General features: G+C 59.5%; 16 protein-coding genes and 1 tRNA gene. 11 read left to right on the top strand and 6 right to left on the bottom strand.

All coding sequences use genetic code 11. The features are described 5' to 3' along the window. The first annotated feature begins 82 nt into the window (after positions 1-82). The 4 genes from BW967_RS03605 to BW967_RS03590 all read left to right on the top strand — a co-directional run bounded on the left by BW967_RS03605 (position 83) and on the right by BW967_RS03590 (position 2,980). Positions 83-1,012 carry a LysR family transcriptional regulator gene (locus BW967_RS03605; protein WP_245826422.1) on the top strand — a complete coding sequence of 310 codons (930 nt, stop codon included), beginning with the start codon at positions 83-85 and terminating at the stop codon, positions 1,010-1,012. A gap of 95 nt (positions 1,013-1,107) precedes the next feature. Then, positions 1,108-1,905 (top strand): carboxymuconolactone decarboxylase family protein, encoded by a 798-nt coding sequence (locus tag BW967_RS03600; RefSeq protein ID WP_245826421.1) that lies wholly within the window; start codon positions 1,108-1,110, stop codon positions 1,903-1,905. A 12-nt stretch (positions 1,906-1,917) separates the two neighbouring features. After that, on the top strand, positions 1,918-2,556 hold the full coding sequence (locus BW967_RS03595) for an NADPH-dependent F420 reductase (protein WP_076483693.1): 639 nt from the start codon (positions 1,918-1,920) through the stop codon (positions 2,554-2,556). A 28-nt stretch (positions 2,557-2,584) separates the two neighbouring features. Further along, positions 2,585-2,980: a (R)-mandelonitrile lyase gene (locus BW967_RS03590; RefSeq protein ID WP_076483692.1), complete on the top strand. Its 396-nt coding sequence runs from the start codon at positions 2,585-2,587 to the stop codon at positions 2,978-2,980. Between the two features lie 74 nt (positions 2,981-3,054). Here the strand turns inward: BW967_RS03590 and BW967_RS03585 are convergent, their stop codons facing one another. The 5 genes from BW967_RS03585 to BW967_RS19080 form a co-directional block, all read right to left on the bottom strand. Continuing rightward, complete coding sequence (locus BW967_RS03585) at positions 3,055-4,404, bottom strand: TRAP transporter large permease (RefSeq protein WP_245826420.1); 1,350 nt, start codon at positions 4,402-4,404, stop codon at positions 3,055-3,057. Continuing rightward, positions 4,376-4,873 (bottom strand): TRAP transporter small permease, encoded by a 498-nt coding sequence (locus BW967_RS03580; protein ID WP_212710118.1) that lies wholly within the window; start codon positions 4,871-4,873, stop codon positions 4,376-4,378. Before BW967_RS03580 ends, BW967_RS03585 begins: the two co-directional genes overlap by 29 nt. A 76-nt stretch (positions 4,874-4,949) precedes the next feature. Continuing rightward, positions 4,950-5,957, bottom strand: coding sequence for a DctP family TRAP transporter solute-binding subunit (locus BW967_RS03575; RefSeq protein WP_076483690.1), 1,008 nt, complete (start codon positions 5,955-5,957; stop codon positions 4,950-4,952). A 425-nt stretch (positions 5,958-6,382) separates the two neighbouring features. Next, positions 6,383-8,668: an arginine/lysine/ornithine decarboxylase gene (locus BW967_RS03570; RefSeq protein ID WP_076483689.1), complete on the bottom strand. Its 2,286-nt coding sequence runs from the start codon at positions 8,666-8,668 to the stop codon at positions 6,383-6,385. A gap of 53 nt (positions 8,669-8,721) precedes the next feature. After that, complete coding sequence (locus BW967_RS19080; protein ID WP_139327790.1) at positions 8,722-8,928, bottom strand: DUF6538 domain-containing protein; 207 nt, start codon at positions 8,926-8,928, stop codon at positions 8,722-8,724. 557 nt (positions 8,929-9,485) lie between these two features. Between BW967_RS19080 and BW967_RS03560 the strand changes: the two genes are divergently transcribed. The 7 genes from BW967_RS03560 (at position 9,486) to BW967_RS03535 (ending at position 14,586) form a co-directional block, all read left to right on the top strand. Further along, positions 9,486-10,529, top strand: coding sequence for a tyrosine-type recombinase/integrase (locus BW967_RS03560; RefSeq protein ID WP_217696369.1), 1,044 nt, complete (start codon positions 9,486-9,488; stop codon positions 10,527-10,529). Between the two features lie 483 nt (positions 10,530-11,012). Next, complete coding sequence (locus BW967_RS18480; protein WP_139327789.1) at positions 11,013-11,627, top strand: hypothetical protein; 615 nt, start codon at positions 11,013-11,015, stop codon at positions 11,625-11,627. After that, a complete protein-coding gene (locus BW967_RS03550) occupies positions 11,608-12,069 on the top strand; it encodes a BRO-N domain-containing protein (RefSeq protein WP_217696368.1) in 462 nt (153 codons plus the stop codon). The genes BW967_RS18480 and BW967_RS03550 overlap by 20 nt, the downstream gene beginning before the upstream one ends. A gap of 48 nt (positions 12,070-12,117) precedes the next feature. Continuing rightward, a complete protein-coding gene (locus tag BW967_RS18665) occupies positions 12,118-12,288 on the top strand; it encodes a hypothetical protein (protein WP_175610413.1) in 171 nt (56 codons plus the stop codon). A gap of 126 nt (positions 12,289-12,414) precedes the next feature. Continuing rightward, positions 12,415-13,047, top strand: coding sequence for a recombinase family protein (locus tag BW967_RS03545; protein ID WP_076483685.1), 633 nt, complete (start codon positions 12,415-12,417; stop codon positions 13,045-13,047). Positions 13,048-13,129: 82 nt separating this feature from the next. Beyond that, a complete protein-coding gene (locus tag BW967_RS03540) occupies positions 13,130-13,945 on the top strand; it encodes a ParB N-terminal domain-containing protein (protein ID WP_076483684.1) in 816 nt (271 codons plus the stop codon). Between the two features lie 110 nt (positions 13,946-14,055). Next, entirely contained in the window at positions 14,056-14,586 is a 531-nt protein-coding gene (locus tag BW967_RS03535; RefSeq protein ID WP_076483683.1) for a ribonuclease H family protein, read from the top strand. 536 nt (positions 14,587-15,122) lie between these two features. On the opposite strand, the gene BW967_RS03530 is transcribed toward BW967_RS03535, so the two are convergent. Continuing rightward, positions 15,123-15,198: transfer RNA gene (locus tag BW967_RS03530), tRNA-Ala, on the bottom strand. Positions 15,199-15,297 lie beyond the last annotated feature (99 nt).

Below are 15,297 nucleotides of genomic sequence, written 5' to 3'. Positions count from 1 at the left end.
GGCGAGCGCCGCGCTATGTTCCCGGCGCGCCCATCAATCCATGGACTTCATGAGCAGGGCGCATATATCCTGAGGACGATCAATGCCGCCTGCCATCCCAACCGACATTTCTGCCATGCTGCGTGAAAACATCAACGACCTGATAGCCTTGGCCACAGTCGCCGAAGAGCGCAGCTTTACCCGTGCGGCGGCGCGGCTCAACGTGTCCCAATCGGCGCTGAGCCATACGATCAAGGCGTTAGAGGCACGGCTTGGGCTGCGGCTCTTGACCCGCACCACGCGTTCGGTTGCACCAACGCTTGAGGGCGAAGATCTGCTTGCCACCCTCAACCCCTGCTTTGAAACGATTGAGGCGCGGCTTCGGGCGCTGGAAGATGCGCGCGATCAGCCCACCGGTACGGTGCGGATTGTCTCGACCGATTATGCCATTGATACCGTGCTTTGGCCCAAGCTCTCGCCGCTGCTAAAACAGCATCCAAGCATCAATATCGAATTGGTGATGGATTACGGCTTTACCGATCTTGCCGCCGCGCAATGCGATGCCGGGGTGCGTTATGGCGATGCGGTGAGCGAGGGGATGATTGCGACGCGGATTGGCCCGGATGAGCGGATGCTTTGCGTGGCCGCACCGAGTTATTTTGAAACGGCGGGCGTGCCGCAAATTCCGCAAGAGTTGACCGAGCATCAATGCATCAATCTGCGTCTCTCGACCCATGGCGCGCTTTATGCGTGGGAGTTTGAAGACAAAGAGGGCAATGAAATCCGCGTGAAGGTGCGGGGCCAATGCTGCTTTAACACCGTCACGCCGGTGATGCGTGCAGCCCTTGATGGGCATGGTCTTGCGCTTTTGCCCGACCGGATGGTGGCGGCGCATTTGGAAAGTGGCGCCTTGCAGGCCTGTCTTGAAGATTACTCGCCCGCTTTTCCGGGGTTTTATCTTTATTACCCAAGCCGCCAGCGCCCTTCCTCCGCCTTTACAGCCGTCTTGGACGCTCTGCGCGAACGCGCCTGATTGTCCCAACGTGGCGCAGGCCTAACAGTTCCATGAATGTCGCTCATAAGTGGCGTGACCATTTTTGCCATTAATTTCGGGTCCGAAAAGGTCACATGACGCTGGGTAACGACCACCTGATGGAGGCTCCGATGAAATCCACCCTCGCCGCATCCGCGATTGCCCTGTTTGCCACTGGCGCTTCGGGCGAAGCTTTGCAACGCACCATGCCCGACAGCCTTGGCCGTGTGGCCCCTGCGCTGCAAGCCTATGCCACTGAAAACCTGCTAGGCGAGGTTTGGGCGGGCGAAGAGCTTTCTGCCCGTGACCGCGCACTCGTCACCTTTGCCGCGCTGATGACGCGCCATGAAGCGGGCAACCTTGCCGCGCATGGCGAATTGGCGCTCGACGCGGGTGTGACGCCTGCAGAACTTTCCGAAACCATCACCCATCTGGCTTTCTACACCGGCTGGGGCAATGCAATTGCGGCAACTGAGGCGCTGGCCCCGGTTTATGACGCGCGCGGGATCACCGCCGATGCGCTGCCGCCGGTGGAAGCGGACCTATTGCCGCTCGATCAAGACGCCGAAGACGCCCGCGATAGTTTCGTGTCGAGCACCTTCGGATCGGTCTCGCCCGGTGTGGTGGACACCACGCGCGATATTCTGTTCCGCGATCTTTGGCTGCGCCCGGCGCTCGCGCCGCGCGACCGTTCGATGGTGACGGTGGCGGCGCTGATTGCCGCTGGCCAGCCCGAGCAAATGACCTTCCACCTGAACCGCGCGATGGACAATGGTTTGACGCAAGAAGAAGCTGGCGCGATGCTGTCGCATCTGGCGTTCTATGCGGGTTGGCCGAAAGTCTTCTCGGCGCTGCCGGTGGCGAAATCCGTGTTTGAAAGCCGCGCGCAGTAACGGAGACGCGCCATGAAGATCGGCATTCTCGGATCGGGTTTGATGGGGGGCACGCTGGGCCGGCTTTGGGCCCGTGCAGCGCATGAGGTGGCTTTTGCCTATGCCCGCACCCCCGGCAAGCTTGACGCGCTCGCCCAAGAAACGGGCGGCACCTGTGGCTCGGTAGCCGAGGTGGTGGCGCGCTCTGAGGTGCTTCTTCTTTCCGTGCATTGGCGCCAAGTCGACGATGTGCTCGCCGAAGCGGGCGATCTGGCGGGCAAGGTGGTGCTAAACTGCTGCGTCCCGCTCGATGAGACGGATACCAACCTTGTGCTCGGCCCCGATACTTCCGGGGCCGAAGTGCTTTTGGCGCGCTGCCCGAAAGCGCGCTGGGTGGGCTGCTTCAACACCTCACCCTCTGAAAGCCTAGACCTTGTTTTCGCCCGCAAAGGGCAAGACGACCCGCCGCAACTGTTGGTCTATGGCGATGACAGCGACGCGCTAGAGATGGCCCATGGACTGATACGCGACATCGGCTTTGCGCCTTGCCCTGCAGGTGGGCTGCGCACGGCCCGCTTTGTGGAACCCTTTGCCATGGTCACCGCCGTGCTTGCCTATGACCAGCCCGGTGGCCCCGCCCTCACATACCGTTTTGAAAAACTGCGCAATTAAGCGCAGAGCAGAAGAAAGGACCCCTCCCATGAAAATCATCCGCTCCGGCGAAACGCATTCGATGAAAGGCCCCGAAGATTGGTTCACCGGCACCGTCCGCGTGGATATGCTCTTTGTGGCCGAAGAGCCGGGCCGCACCAGCGGCAGCCATGTCACCTTTGAACCCGGTGCGCGCACCGCGTGGCACACCCACCCGGCGGGCCAAACCATCATGATCACCTTCGGGCGTGGCCGCGTGCAACGCGAAGGCGGCCCGGTGGAAGAAGTCTCGGCCGGTGACGTGGTCTGGTTCCCGGCTGGTGAAAAACACTGGCACGGCGCCTCGGCGGAAACCGCGATGAGCCATATCGCGATCCAAGAAAGCATTGATGGGTCCGCGGTCACCTGGCTCGAAAAAGTGGCCGACGCTGATTACAATAGCTGATTGTTGAAGGGCCCGAGCACTGCTGCTCGGGCCCTCATTTTATGCGCGCATATGAGTTCCGCGCGTCCCTGTGGTCAGTTCCCCGCAGAGCCCACCAACGAAAGTGCCGGGAAGGCCGCGATGACGACCAGCCCAATCAGGCACACCAGCAAGAAGGGCAGGGTGCCCTTTGCGATCCGTTCAATTGGCAGACGCGCGACATTGGCGGCGACATAGAGGTTGATGCCCACCGGCGGCGTAATCAAGCCGATGGCGAGGTTCACCATCATCAGCACGCCAAACCAGACCAAATCCCATTCCAATTCGCGCGCGACGGGCAGGAAAATCGGCAGGCAGATGAACATCACCGTGACCGCATCCATAAACATCCCGGCGATCAGCAAGATCACCATGATGACAAGAAGGATCACCGCCTCATTCTCGGAAAGCCCGAGCAGCGCGCCGGAATAAGATCCCACCAGATCCTCGACAGAGACGACCCAGCCAAACAGGCTTGCATAGGCCACCACCAGCATCACCATGGCCGAGGAGGCGGCGGCATTGGTTAGCGCTGCATAGAGGCCTTTCAGTGTCAGCGTGCCATAGGCCAGCCCACCCACCAAAAGCGCGTAGACCGTGGCGACCAGCGCCGCTTCGGTGGGGGTGAACATGCCCGAATAAATGCCGCCCAAAATGACCACCGGGGTCATCAGCCCCCAGAAACTGTCTTTGAAAGCGAGCATCAGGCGGCGCGGGTAAGCGTGCCCTGCATAGGGCATTGGGCTCAGCTCTTGCAGTTTGGACGAAACCGCAGCGCCTTTGGTTTTTGCAAACGGCAAGGTGAGCAGCATCATCAAGCCCATGAAGATGCCGGGGAGGATCGCGGCCAAGAACAGACTTGAGATCGAGGTTTCCGCGATCACGCCGTAAATCACCAAGCCAATCGAAGGCGGGATCACGATCGAGAGCGCGGCCCCGGTGCACACAAGCCCGGCCGAATAGGCGCGCGGATAGCCGTCTTCTTCCATACCCTTGATGATCATCGGGCCGATGGCTGCCACCGAGGCGGGGCCAGAGCCGCTTACCGCACCCCAAAACAGGCATACCACCGTGCCCACAAGCCCCATGCCCCCCGGCACCGAGCCGATGAGCACGCGGAAGAAACGGATCATCCGCTCGGCAATGCCGAGCGTGCCCAAAAGCGTACCGGCGAGAATAAAGAAGGGGATCGCCAAAAGCGAAAACTTGGTGATCCCGGCGGAGATCAGATCGCCCACCAGATCAAGCCCAAAGCCCATCTGCCACATCGCGTAAATCGCCGAAAGCCCGAGCGAAAAGGCAACAGGCACCCGAAGGGCAAGCAAAATGAAGAACAACAGCACCATCTCGGTGCCAGTGGCGAGGCCGGGGATCAGATCATACATCGCCAACCACCCCAAACGCATGGCCTTTGCGCCACTCTTCCCAAGCATGCTGCAGATAGCGGATCAAGATCAGCGCAAAACCGAACGGCACTGCCGCTTGGTAATACCATGCCGGAATACCAAGCGCATAAGAGCGCATGCCGTTCGACAGAAGGTTTTGCAACGCATCCCACGAAAAATAGGCTGACAGCACCAAAAGCGTGACGGAGGCCGCAACCGAGAGCAGCAACACCACCCGCTGTAGAGCACGCGGCAGCATGTCATTCACCAGTTCCACCGCCAGATGCTCGCCGCGCCGCGCCGCGATCGCCGCGCCGAAAATGGTCAAGAGCAGGAACCCGTTGGTCAGCAGTTCTTCCGTGGCCGCCAAAGAATAATGGGTGCCATAGCGCACCACCACATTGGCAAAGCCAAGAAGCGTCATGGCCAAGAAGATCACCGCGCAGATGATCTTCTCTGCATCACGCAAGAGAAACATGAAGAGGGACATAGGGGCTCCGAGGTCTGTCGATGGCGTAAGGCGCCCCTTTGCGGGACGCCTCGCAAGTCTTTATCGACGCGGTGGTTTAGTGTGCCGAAGCAATGGCCGCTTCGAACGAGGCCACCAGTTCCGGGCCAACCTTCTCCGCCCATTTGTCAAAGGCGGGTTGGGTGGCCGCTTTGAAGGCGGCAAGCTCTTCTGCGGAGGGCTCGTAAACGTCGATGCCTTTTTCGCGCAGGAAGGCGACGCCCGATGCCGTGGCCTCGCGCGAGATTTCGCGCTGATAGGCCATCGCCTCATCCGCGGCGGCTTGGAACTTGGCTTTCGTTTCGTCGTCGAAGCTGTCCCATTTCGCTTGGCTGATGCCAAGGAAGATCGGGTCATACGAATAATGCCAAGTGGTCAGATACTTTTGCATTTCATAGACTTGCTGCGGAATGATCACCGCACCGATCGGGTTTTCTTGGCCATCGACCACGCCTTGTTGCAGCGCGGTGAGCGTTTCGCTCCATTGCATTTGCTGCGGGTTGGCGCCGAGCGCGTTCATCACGTCGATATACATCGGGCCCGCCACGCGCATGCGCAGGCCTTTCATATCCTCGGGCGTCTTGATCGGGCGCACGTTGTTGGTCACTTCGCGGAAGCCGTTTTCGCCCCAAGCCAAAACGATGATGCCTTTTTCCTTCAGGATCTCAGACAAGATCTTGCCCGGCTCGCCTTGGGTCGTCGCATCAACTTCGGCGTAATCGGCATACAGATAGGGCAGCGAGAAGGCCGCCATTTCGGGCACAAGCGGCGTCACGTTGATCGCCGAGCTCACCACCAGATCAATCGCGCCACGGCCAACCATTTCGGCCTGTTTCATTTGGTCGCCGCCCGCAAGCTGCGCATTGGGGAACACGCGCACTTTCATGTCGCCGCCGGTTGCCTCGGCAATCAGCTCACCGAATTTCTCGGCGCCTTTTTGCCAAGTCGTCGTGTCGCCGGTGTTTTGCGACAGGCGCAGTGTCTCTGCGGCAGCCGCGCTCACCATCATTGCGCTTGCCAAAATGGTCGCCAGCGCAGTTTTCCCAACGATTCCACCAAATGTCATCTGTCTTATCCTGTGGCTCGGACCCGAGGGCCCTTGTTTCAGCGCACCTCCTAGTGCTGCAAGCCGCTCGATATAAAGAATGAAGAAAATTGTCCACCGCAAGCCGACATTGAAACAATAGTTTCTTTGGGCCTTTTGTCGCGCAATGCATTGCGTTGGGAGTGGTGTTTCGGGCGGGGATGGGCTGTAAGCCACATGTGCCGCGGCTCCCTGCCCGGAAACCACGCGCAATTAACCGCGCGGCTTCGCGCGCGGTTAAGGCGAGTTTCTTATTATGATGCAGGGGGCGACTTGGGAGTCTGTTGGCCGCGAAATGCGGACTAACCAGCGTTAGGATAATGCCTGCTTCGGACTTAAGCGCAGGCTAACGCATTGGTTTTCGTGTTCCCGATGCGGCCTGCGTTTTGACTTGTCCCTTTCCCTCGTCACTCCGCGACGCAGTCAGAGAAGTAGCTGACTTCGCCGTTTTCTCCCTTCACTTGGACCAGACCATGGATGTCGGTCTCGAAGCCCGGGCATTCGCGGGAGAATTCGCGGTTGAAGCGCAGGTAATCGACGATCTCTTTGCTAAAAATCTCGCCCGGAATCAGCAGCGGAATGCCGGGGGGGTAGGGCGTTACGAGGCTCGTGGTCACGCGGCCTTCCAACTCGTCGATCGGCACCCGCTGGGTCTTGCGCCGTGCGATATGGGAAAACGCTTCGGTGGGCGACATCGCCGGATGGTGATCGCCGAGGTAAATCTCGGTCGAGAGCCGCGCCACATCATATTTGGCATAAAGCTCATGAACGTGCTGCGAAAGATCGCGCAGCCCCATGTGTTCGTACCGGGGTTGTTTGGCGCAGAACTCGGGCATCACCCGCCAAAGCGGCTGGTTGCGATCATAATCGTCCTTGCATTGCTGCAGCGCGGCCAGAAGCGTGTTCCAGCGGCCTTTGGTGATGCCGATGGTGAACATGATGAAGAAGCTATAGAGCCCGGTCTTTTCCACCACGACGCCATGTTCGGCGAGGTATTTTGAAACGATAGACGCCGGGATACCGCTTTCCTCAAACCGCCCGTCGATATTCAGGCCGGGCGTGATGATCGTCGCCTTGATCGGGTCAAGCATGTTGAAGCCGCGGGCCATATCGCCAAAGCCGTGCCACGCGTCTTGGCCAGAGCTTTCGACCGCCTCACTGTCGGTCTTTTTCAGCTCCCAATCCTTGGCGCGGCCGACCCCTTCTTCGGACAATTCATCCGGCCCCCAGACCTTGAACCACCAGTCGTTGCCGTATTCTTCGTCGACTTGCCGCATAGCGCGACGGAAATCGAGCGCCTCTGCGAGGCTTTCTTCCACCAGCGCCGTGCCGCCCGGCGGCTCCATCATCGCCGCCGCCACATCGCAGCTTGCGATGATCGAGTATTGCGGGCTGGTGGAGGTGTGCATCAGGTAGGATTCGTTGAACAGATGCCGGTCGAGCTTGGTCTCTTCGCTGTCTTGCACCAAGATGTGGCTCGCTTGGCTGATCCCGGCGAGCAGCTTGTGCACCGATTGCGTGGCATAGGTCACCGAATGCTTCATCCGAGCCCGCTTGCGCCCCATCGCGTGATAGGTGCCATAAAACGGGTGGAAAGCGGCGTGGGGGAGCCAAGCCTCATCAAAATGCAGCGTGTCGACATAGCCGTCGAGCAGGTCTTTCACCACTTCGGTGTTATAGAGCACGCCGTCATAGGTGGATTGCGTGAGTGTGAGGATGCGCGGCTTGACCGTCTCGGGATCAATGCCTTTCAGCAGCGGATGCGAGCGGATCTTTTCCTTGATCGCCGCGGGCTCAAACTCGGACCGCTGGATCGGCCCGATGATGCCCCAATGGTTCCGGGTCGGTTTCAAGAAGATCGGGATCGCCCCAATCATCACGATGGCATGCAAGATCGACTTGTGGCAGTTGCGGTCAACAATCACCACATCACCGGGAGCCACATTGTGGTGCCAGACCATCTTATTCGAGGTCGAAGTGCCATTGGTGACGAAGTAGCAATGATCGGCGTTGAAAATCCGCGCGGCGTTCTTCTCAGACTCTCCAATGGCGCCATTGTGGTCGAGCAACTGGCCGAGTTCTTCCACCGCGTTGCAGACATCAGCGCGCAGCATGTTCTCGCCATAAAACTGGTGATACATCTGCCCGATCGGCGATTTCAGAAAGGCGACCCCGCCGGAATGGCCGGGGCAATGCCATGAATAGGAGCCATCCTCGGCGTAATCCAAAAGCGCCTTGAAGAAGGGCGGCTGGATATATTCGAGATAGTTCTTCGCCTCGCGCAAGATATGGCGGGCGACAAATTCGGGCGTGTCCTCGAAAGCGTGGATGAACCCGTGCAACTCGCGCAACACATCGTTTGGCAGGTGCCGCGAGGTTTTGGTTTCGCCGTAGATGTAGATCGGAACGTCTTCGTTCTTCGAGCGGACCTCTTCGATGAAATTGCGCAGGTTCAAAACCGCCGGATCAAGGTCCGGGCCGGGGGTGAACTCTTCATCGTCGATCGACAAGACAAAGGCCGAGGCGCGGCTTTGTTGCTGCGCGAATTGCGACAGATCGCCATAGCTCGTCGCGCCCAGCACCTCAAAGCCTTCTTTTTCGATGGCTTGGGCCAAAGCGCGAATGCCAAAGCCGGACGTGTTTTCAGACCTAAAATCCTCGTCGATGATGACGATTGGAAAGTGAAACTTCATCGGCCTATCCCTGATCCAACGCGCGGTGCCAAGATGTTCTCGAAGCGCGGCGCTCAAACGTCAAGGCTAATATAGGCTAAGAAATGCGCTTGGCGATGAGAGTGCACAATCCTGACCCGGCGAACAGCTTCTGCGTAGTCGCGTGTTTTCAGGGAGAAGGTTTCTTCTCGCTTGCCATAGGTTGCGGCGATGTCTGTGGGGACGGCTGCGCGGTGGTAGTAGACGGCTCCGCGACGGTACAGTCGGGTGTGTCCTGGCATCTTCGTAAGGCGCTCCACTGTAACACCTCAGCGTAGCACCCTTGGAAAATAGCTCTTCATTTTCAGCAAGTTATTGTTCTTGTTGATCTATGAGGAGATTTGGTGGAGCCAAGGGGAGGAGTAACCAAATCGTCTTTGCGCCCTTTTTCTATTGATGTTCAGTGCCTTGCGGGGCATGGAGTGGTCAGCATGCGTTGGTCAGCATGGGATTTGGAGCGGTCATGGCGGGCAAAAGCAGCAAGGGCGCGGAGCGCCTGTTGAAGCTGAGAGGGAACAGTTGGTGGTTTCGCCGACAGGTGCCCAAAGCGGCCCGTTTGGCCCTCGATAGGGAATGGCTTCTTGTGAACTTGCAGACCTCCGATGTGGTGCGCGCGAAGCGCCTGCGAGATGACCTCGAAGCCGCGACGAGCTTGCAGTTTCGGCAGATCGCCTCGGGGACCAGAACGGCCCTTGAGTTGCCCGGTTTCGCGCCCGTGAAGCTGGCCCCGTCGGCTGCGGAGCGTGGGGCTTTGTCGCGTGCTGCATTTGCGGAAGCCTTTGACGAGGAGGAGGCCGATTTGATCGCCTTTGCCGCCGAGGCGGAGGCCGATGCTCTCAAGCCTTCGCAGCGGAAAGCCTTCTACGACGCCTATGCTGGGCGGGTCGATGTTGACCACCACTTGAACGAGTACCTCACCAAAGCGGGCCTTGCTGAGAAGACAGTGAACGAGCGGCGCGGGTTGATCGGACGGTTCGCCCAATGGTGCCGCGAAAAGCGGGTGAAGCTTGGCCGGGTCGATAGGCGCAGTGCTGGGCGGTACGTTTCCGAAGTCATCGACCCGATGCACCCGGCGACGCAGACGAAACACCTAAGCGCGCTGCGTTCGTATTGGAAGTTTTTGGCACAGCGCGGGCACGTCACGCTGCCGCAAGGTGTTAGCCTCGACATGGGATGGCCTTGGAACGGCCAACAGATCGAGAAACGCGGCAAGCGGGTCGAGCGTGGCTCCCGGCAAGAAACCGAGCGCCCCTTCACTGATGACGAAGTGGCGGCGTTGCTTGATAAGCCTTTCCCGCTGAATGCTGAATTTGAAGAGTTGATGCGCGATGTGCTGAAAATCAGCCTGCTTTCGGGTATGCGGCAGGCGGAGGTTTTGACGCTCTGGGTTGAGGAAGTGCGCGAGGGGGAAAGCGGCGCAGGGCTGGTCTTCGACATTCAGCAAGGCAAGACCGACGCAGCGGCCCGCAAGGTGCCCGTTCACCCCGACCTCATGGAAATCGTTGAGCGCCGCAGACGGGGCAAAGGCGGAAAGGAATGGCTGTTCCACGAACTCGCCGACCAACCCAACCCCGGCGATACCTACGGCAAGCGGTTCAAGCGGTGGCGTGAGGCTGTGGGCGTGGATGACAAGCGGGAAGGGGTGCGGCGGTCGCTGGTCAATTTCCACTCGGCCCGCCGCTGGTTCGCCACGAAGGCCGACCGGGCGGGCATCCGGGAAGCTGTCATCAAGGACGTGATCGGCCACGTTCCCGACAAGAAGAACGTCACCCGCGCGTCCTACATCGCGGCCTCGTCAGGGGCACAGATGCGGGAATGCGTGGAGGCCGTGAAGGTGGGCTGAGGGGCGGGGGCGCAGATGTGCGCCTTTGCAATTCGCCCGGACTTAGGTCTCCATATGGAATATGCTCGGGCACGTATCGGGGAGGGAGGGAGCAATGTGTCGGTCTTAAACGAGCGGATATTCAACTTCTTTGTCTATTTCGAAAGAGGTGTAGCCCGGCAACTTGGTGTTTGGTTCCATAAGCGCTCAGGCTCGGACGCCGAGAAAACGGATTTCCTGAGGTCGCAAATAACCACCGACCTTTTAAGAGCAAGGCGATACGATCTTCCTCGGCAGTTTACGCCAGAGCAATGGAGGGCGCAGCTTCGCATCAATGGCGCGGAGCCGCTTCTTGACCCGATAGTAGCAGTACTGAATGCGCCTAGAAGGAGCTTCCTTTACTGCCTCACGCCTGTTTTGGACGGCGTCCCTTTATGGGACCAAGTTAGCGGCCCCGGCCCGCTTCGCGGAGAGGATGTTACGGACTTTGGGCGGGAGGGGCATATGCCCGACTACCTTGTTGAGTACACCGATGGGCCAGTTTTCCACTTTGACAGGCTGATTAACGACGATTTTTTCGACGCCATTAGAGTGCTTTTTAACGCTGGGCACTACGTCTCAGCGTCTAAGCTACTCATGTCATGTATTGATACTCTCGCCTTCGTTGAGTTCGGCGATGTGCGGGGGAACTTTGCTGACTGGCTTTCGCGTTACTGCGATCTGTCCCTTGTTGGATTAACACCGGAAGAGCTTTGGGAGTACCGAAACGCCGTACTCCACATGACCAGTCTCGACTCTAGAAGAGTTATCAAAGGAGAGGTTGCGCGCATAGCGCCATATATCGCCGAGCGTGGCACGAAGCCACCGCTAAAGGGCGACACCGAGAAGCCCTTCAATCTGCTTGATCTGATAGATGCTATAGCGCTTGGCATTTGCAGTTGGGGGGCTTCCTTCAATAGCTCACCTGAAAAAGTCGTCGACTTCATCGCGCGGTACGATGTGACCATATCGGATAAACGTTTGGCTTGGATTGCCCGCCCCCGTTGCGGAACCCGAAGCGGCCATCTCCCCCATCACCTTCAATGGTCAGAAGGTGCGCGTGGTGACACTCGAAGGTGAGCCGTGGTTCGTGGCGGTTGATATCTATGTCCTGCTGTTCGGTAAGACGACAGGGGTGAGCGCCCGTGCCTTCTTAGAAGACCAAGAAACAAAGGTCTTTAAGAAAGTAAGCGCGCCAGACGCGCTGTCTTCTTTGTTCGAAGGGCGTAAGCCTCACTTGGCTCTCTTGTCCGAGAGTGCCCTCTACAAATTGGTCATGCGCAGCGACAAGGCCGAGGCCAAGCCCTTCCAAGATTGGGTGACCCGCGAGGTGCTGCCTACCATCCGCAAGACGGGGCTTCGGAATATTCCGTCGCAGATTTCTGTGACCCGGAGATGGATATCTGACGCCTGCGCGTATCCCCCGGCGGGGTGGGGGTCTCGGCACTCTATCCATGCGCGAGAATGTTTCATATGTGTATGTTTTCAATGGCTTGACAGTTTTCTGGCAGGGACTCACTAAGGCGATGGCCGGGGCAGTCCCTCGGCCTAATCATCAGGAGTAAGCCCCGTGACGTTCAGCTTTGACGCTTCCCGTTCTCATCTGTCCCTGCGCCTCGGTCGGTTCGAGGTCTTCGCCCAGCGCGAGACAGCGCCCGCCGCCTATTACGGCATCACCCGCGAGGGCAAAGGAGCGGGCATCCTCGACCTTCCCGGCTTGTCTGTCTCTTGGTCCTGTTGATGGGCCGCTAGGGTGTACCTTAAGGGCCACCCAGTATTGGCCGCAAAGATGTGGCCGTTGATTGTTGACATGATTCAGCGGCCACCTTATCAAAAGCCATCACCTTTGTAGCCACATGGAAATCTCATGGCGACCATCCTTTACGCCCGCGTCTCGACCGTGGAACAGAACATCGACATTCAGAAGGCGCAGGCCGAGAGCGCCGGGTTTCAGATTGACGAGGTCATCGCCGATCATGGCGTCTCTGGCGTCAGCACCGCGCTGGCGGACAGACCAGAAGGCAAGCGGCTCTTTGATGTGCTGCGCCGGGGCGACGTTCTTGTCGTGCGCTGGGTTGATCGGCTGGGCCGGAACTATCAGGACGTGACCGACACCATCCGCCACTTCATGCGCAAGGGCGTGGTCATCCGCACTGTCATCAATGGGCTGACCTTTGACGGGGCCACAACGGACCCCATGCAGGAAGCCGTGAGAGATGCGCTGATTGCCTTCATGGCAGCAACGGCACAGGCACAGGCGGAAGCGATCAAGGAAGCCCAGCGCGCAGGCATCGCCGCTGCACGGGAAAACATCACCGCCTATCGCGGACGCAAGCCCAGCTATGACCGCCCGACGCTTGAACGCATCCTTGAGATGAACCGGAACGGGGTCGCAACGCTGGCCATCGCGAAGGAACTGGGCCTGTCACGGGGCGCGGTACGGCGGGTGATCGACAATCCCGACGAGGCCGTGAAGGCGTTGGAGAAGTGGGGCGCATAAGCCTTCTGCGGGGGCGGTGCGGCAATAACCCCACCCTTAGCCATAACACAACGCAAACACGCCCCCACCAGAAGGAAACCACATGCAACTGCCTCCGCATGCCCTCACTCCCGCCGACGTTGACGCCGTCCGCTTCATTCGTCCCCGCGAAATTTCCACCAGCTCTGACTTCCAGTTTCGGCAGACGAGCATCTACGATTGGCACGTCCGCGACCTAGCCCGCCTTGTCCGAGAGATGGGAGAACTCGACCCGATTTTGCTTTGGCAGGAAACCGACGCAGAAGGCCAAGAAACAGGCCGCTTGGTCCTCCTTGACGGGAACCACAGGCTGAACGCTTACGCGACCGCACGGGGCACCGATGCTGTCATCCCCGCAACGATCATCAAAGGAACACCGCAGCAAGCCGCAACGCGGGCCGGGAAGGCGAACTCTCGGGTCTCAATCGCGCTGAACAATCAGGAGCGGACCAACGGCGCATGGCGCACCGTGTGTTTGCCGGGCAAGCGCGCATCCATCCCGGAAATCGCCCGCTCTTGGGGCGTGGCAGCCCGCACGGTTGGCAACATGCGCAAGCGGTTGAGCGTGATGCGCGAAGCTGGAAGTGAGCCAACGGGGGATTGGTCGCGAGATCGAGTGGATGAACTTCCTGACCGGGAAGAGCAGTCCGAGATGACCGACGAAGCCCGCAACGCTTTGATTGTCGATGCTGGCGAGAAGCTGCGTCAAGCGATGGGAAAGCTGACGCTACAGGATGAAACAATCGCAGCCGAGGCGCTGAACTACGCCTTCGGACCAGTGCGCCTGCGTAGCATGACGGACTACCTCTTCGCCGAACGCGACGAGTTCGCCGACGAACACGAAGACCTTCGCACTCCCGACACCGACGACGCGTTCTGAACCCTAGACCTAGCAAAATGCTAGTTTCTATGGGGTGCCAGATCGCTCCCCTTTTCGACCCTCTTTGACGCCCTTGGGCGAACCGATCAACACATCCAAAGGAAAACCAAATGAACATGCAAAACATCACCGCCGGGGCCTTGCCGCAGGACAGCCAGACCCGCATCGAAATCTACCCGGATGGCTCTGCCGTCGGGAACCCCGGACCGGGCGGTTACGGGGCAATCATCCTGCGCCGGACTGCGGCGGGCGACATCGTCAAGCAAATGGAACGCGGCGGTCGCGACCTCAACACGACCAACATCAGAATGGAAATGACCGCTGCCTGTGTCGCGCTTGAAAGCCTCGGCAAAGTCACGGATGAACCGATCACCGTGTTCTCGGACGCCAACATCGTCCCCAACGGCATGAATGATTGGCTGCCGGGCTGGAAGGCCAAGGGCTGGATGACTGCCAGCAAGAAGCCTGTGAAGAACCGCGACCTGTGGGAACGGTTGGAAGCGGCTGCCGCTGGGCGGAACGTCACCTTCACTTGGCTGCGTGGCCACAACGGCAACCCGTTCAATGAAGCCGCCGACACGCGCGCCTATCGTGAAGCACGGGGCGCAGAAGCTGCCCTTGCGCGTGAACGCGGCTACTGAGACCGCATCGGTGCAATACATCGAACCCCGCTAGGGTGACCGCTCGGGCCGCGCTGGGGACCATCTTCGGATGGCCTTGGCGTGGCTCGGGTTTGTCGGCGATGGCGCTCACGGGGCAGCCTGTGGGCGCTGGCGGTCATTGAAGGCATGGGCCGGGGCGAGAAGTTCTGGCCGAAACTCTTCGTGGGGGCGTCAATCTGTTAAAGCTGCGCGCGGACCCAGCGAAGCCTTTGCGGGCACCGGAGCGGGCGCGACAAGGGCCACCCGGCGGTTCGTTTGCAATGCCGCCAAGGGGGCAGCCTGTGCGCTTCGGAGGTGCGGGGTCTTCGCTCTATCGCTACGCGCATCTCGGACAGCGTGGAGCCTCGCGCAGCGGCTAATAAGATGCGATCTAGCGTGAGTCGTGGACGCGTCTGCGGCCTCGGGAAGAACCGTCCAATGAGCAGGAAGGCTTCAAGCAGAGTTGGTCAGCATGGGGCGGTCAGCATGGTCAGCATGACCGCGTAAGTGCTTGATTTCACTAATGTATGTGAAATTGGTGGAGCCAAGGGGAGTCGAACCCCTGACCTCTTGAATGCCATTCAAGCGCTCTCCCAACTGAGCTATGGCCCCACCGTGAGGTCTGCAATCCGCTGTGCGTCTTGCGTGGGGGGTCTATACGGGGAGGCTCGGGCGGGCGCAAGAGGAATTTCGGCGCTGGCACAGAATTTT

Origin of the sequence: Rhodobacter aestuarii (genome assembly GCF_900156655.1) — a bacterium.
Lineage (GTDB): Bacteria > Pseudomonadota > Alphaproteobacteria > Rhodobacterales > Rhodobacteraceae > Rhodobacter > Rhodobacter aestuarii.
This window is presented reverse-complemented; position numbering and strand designations above follow the sequence as displayed.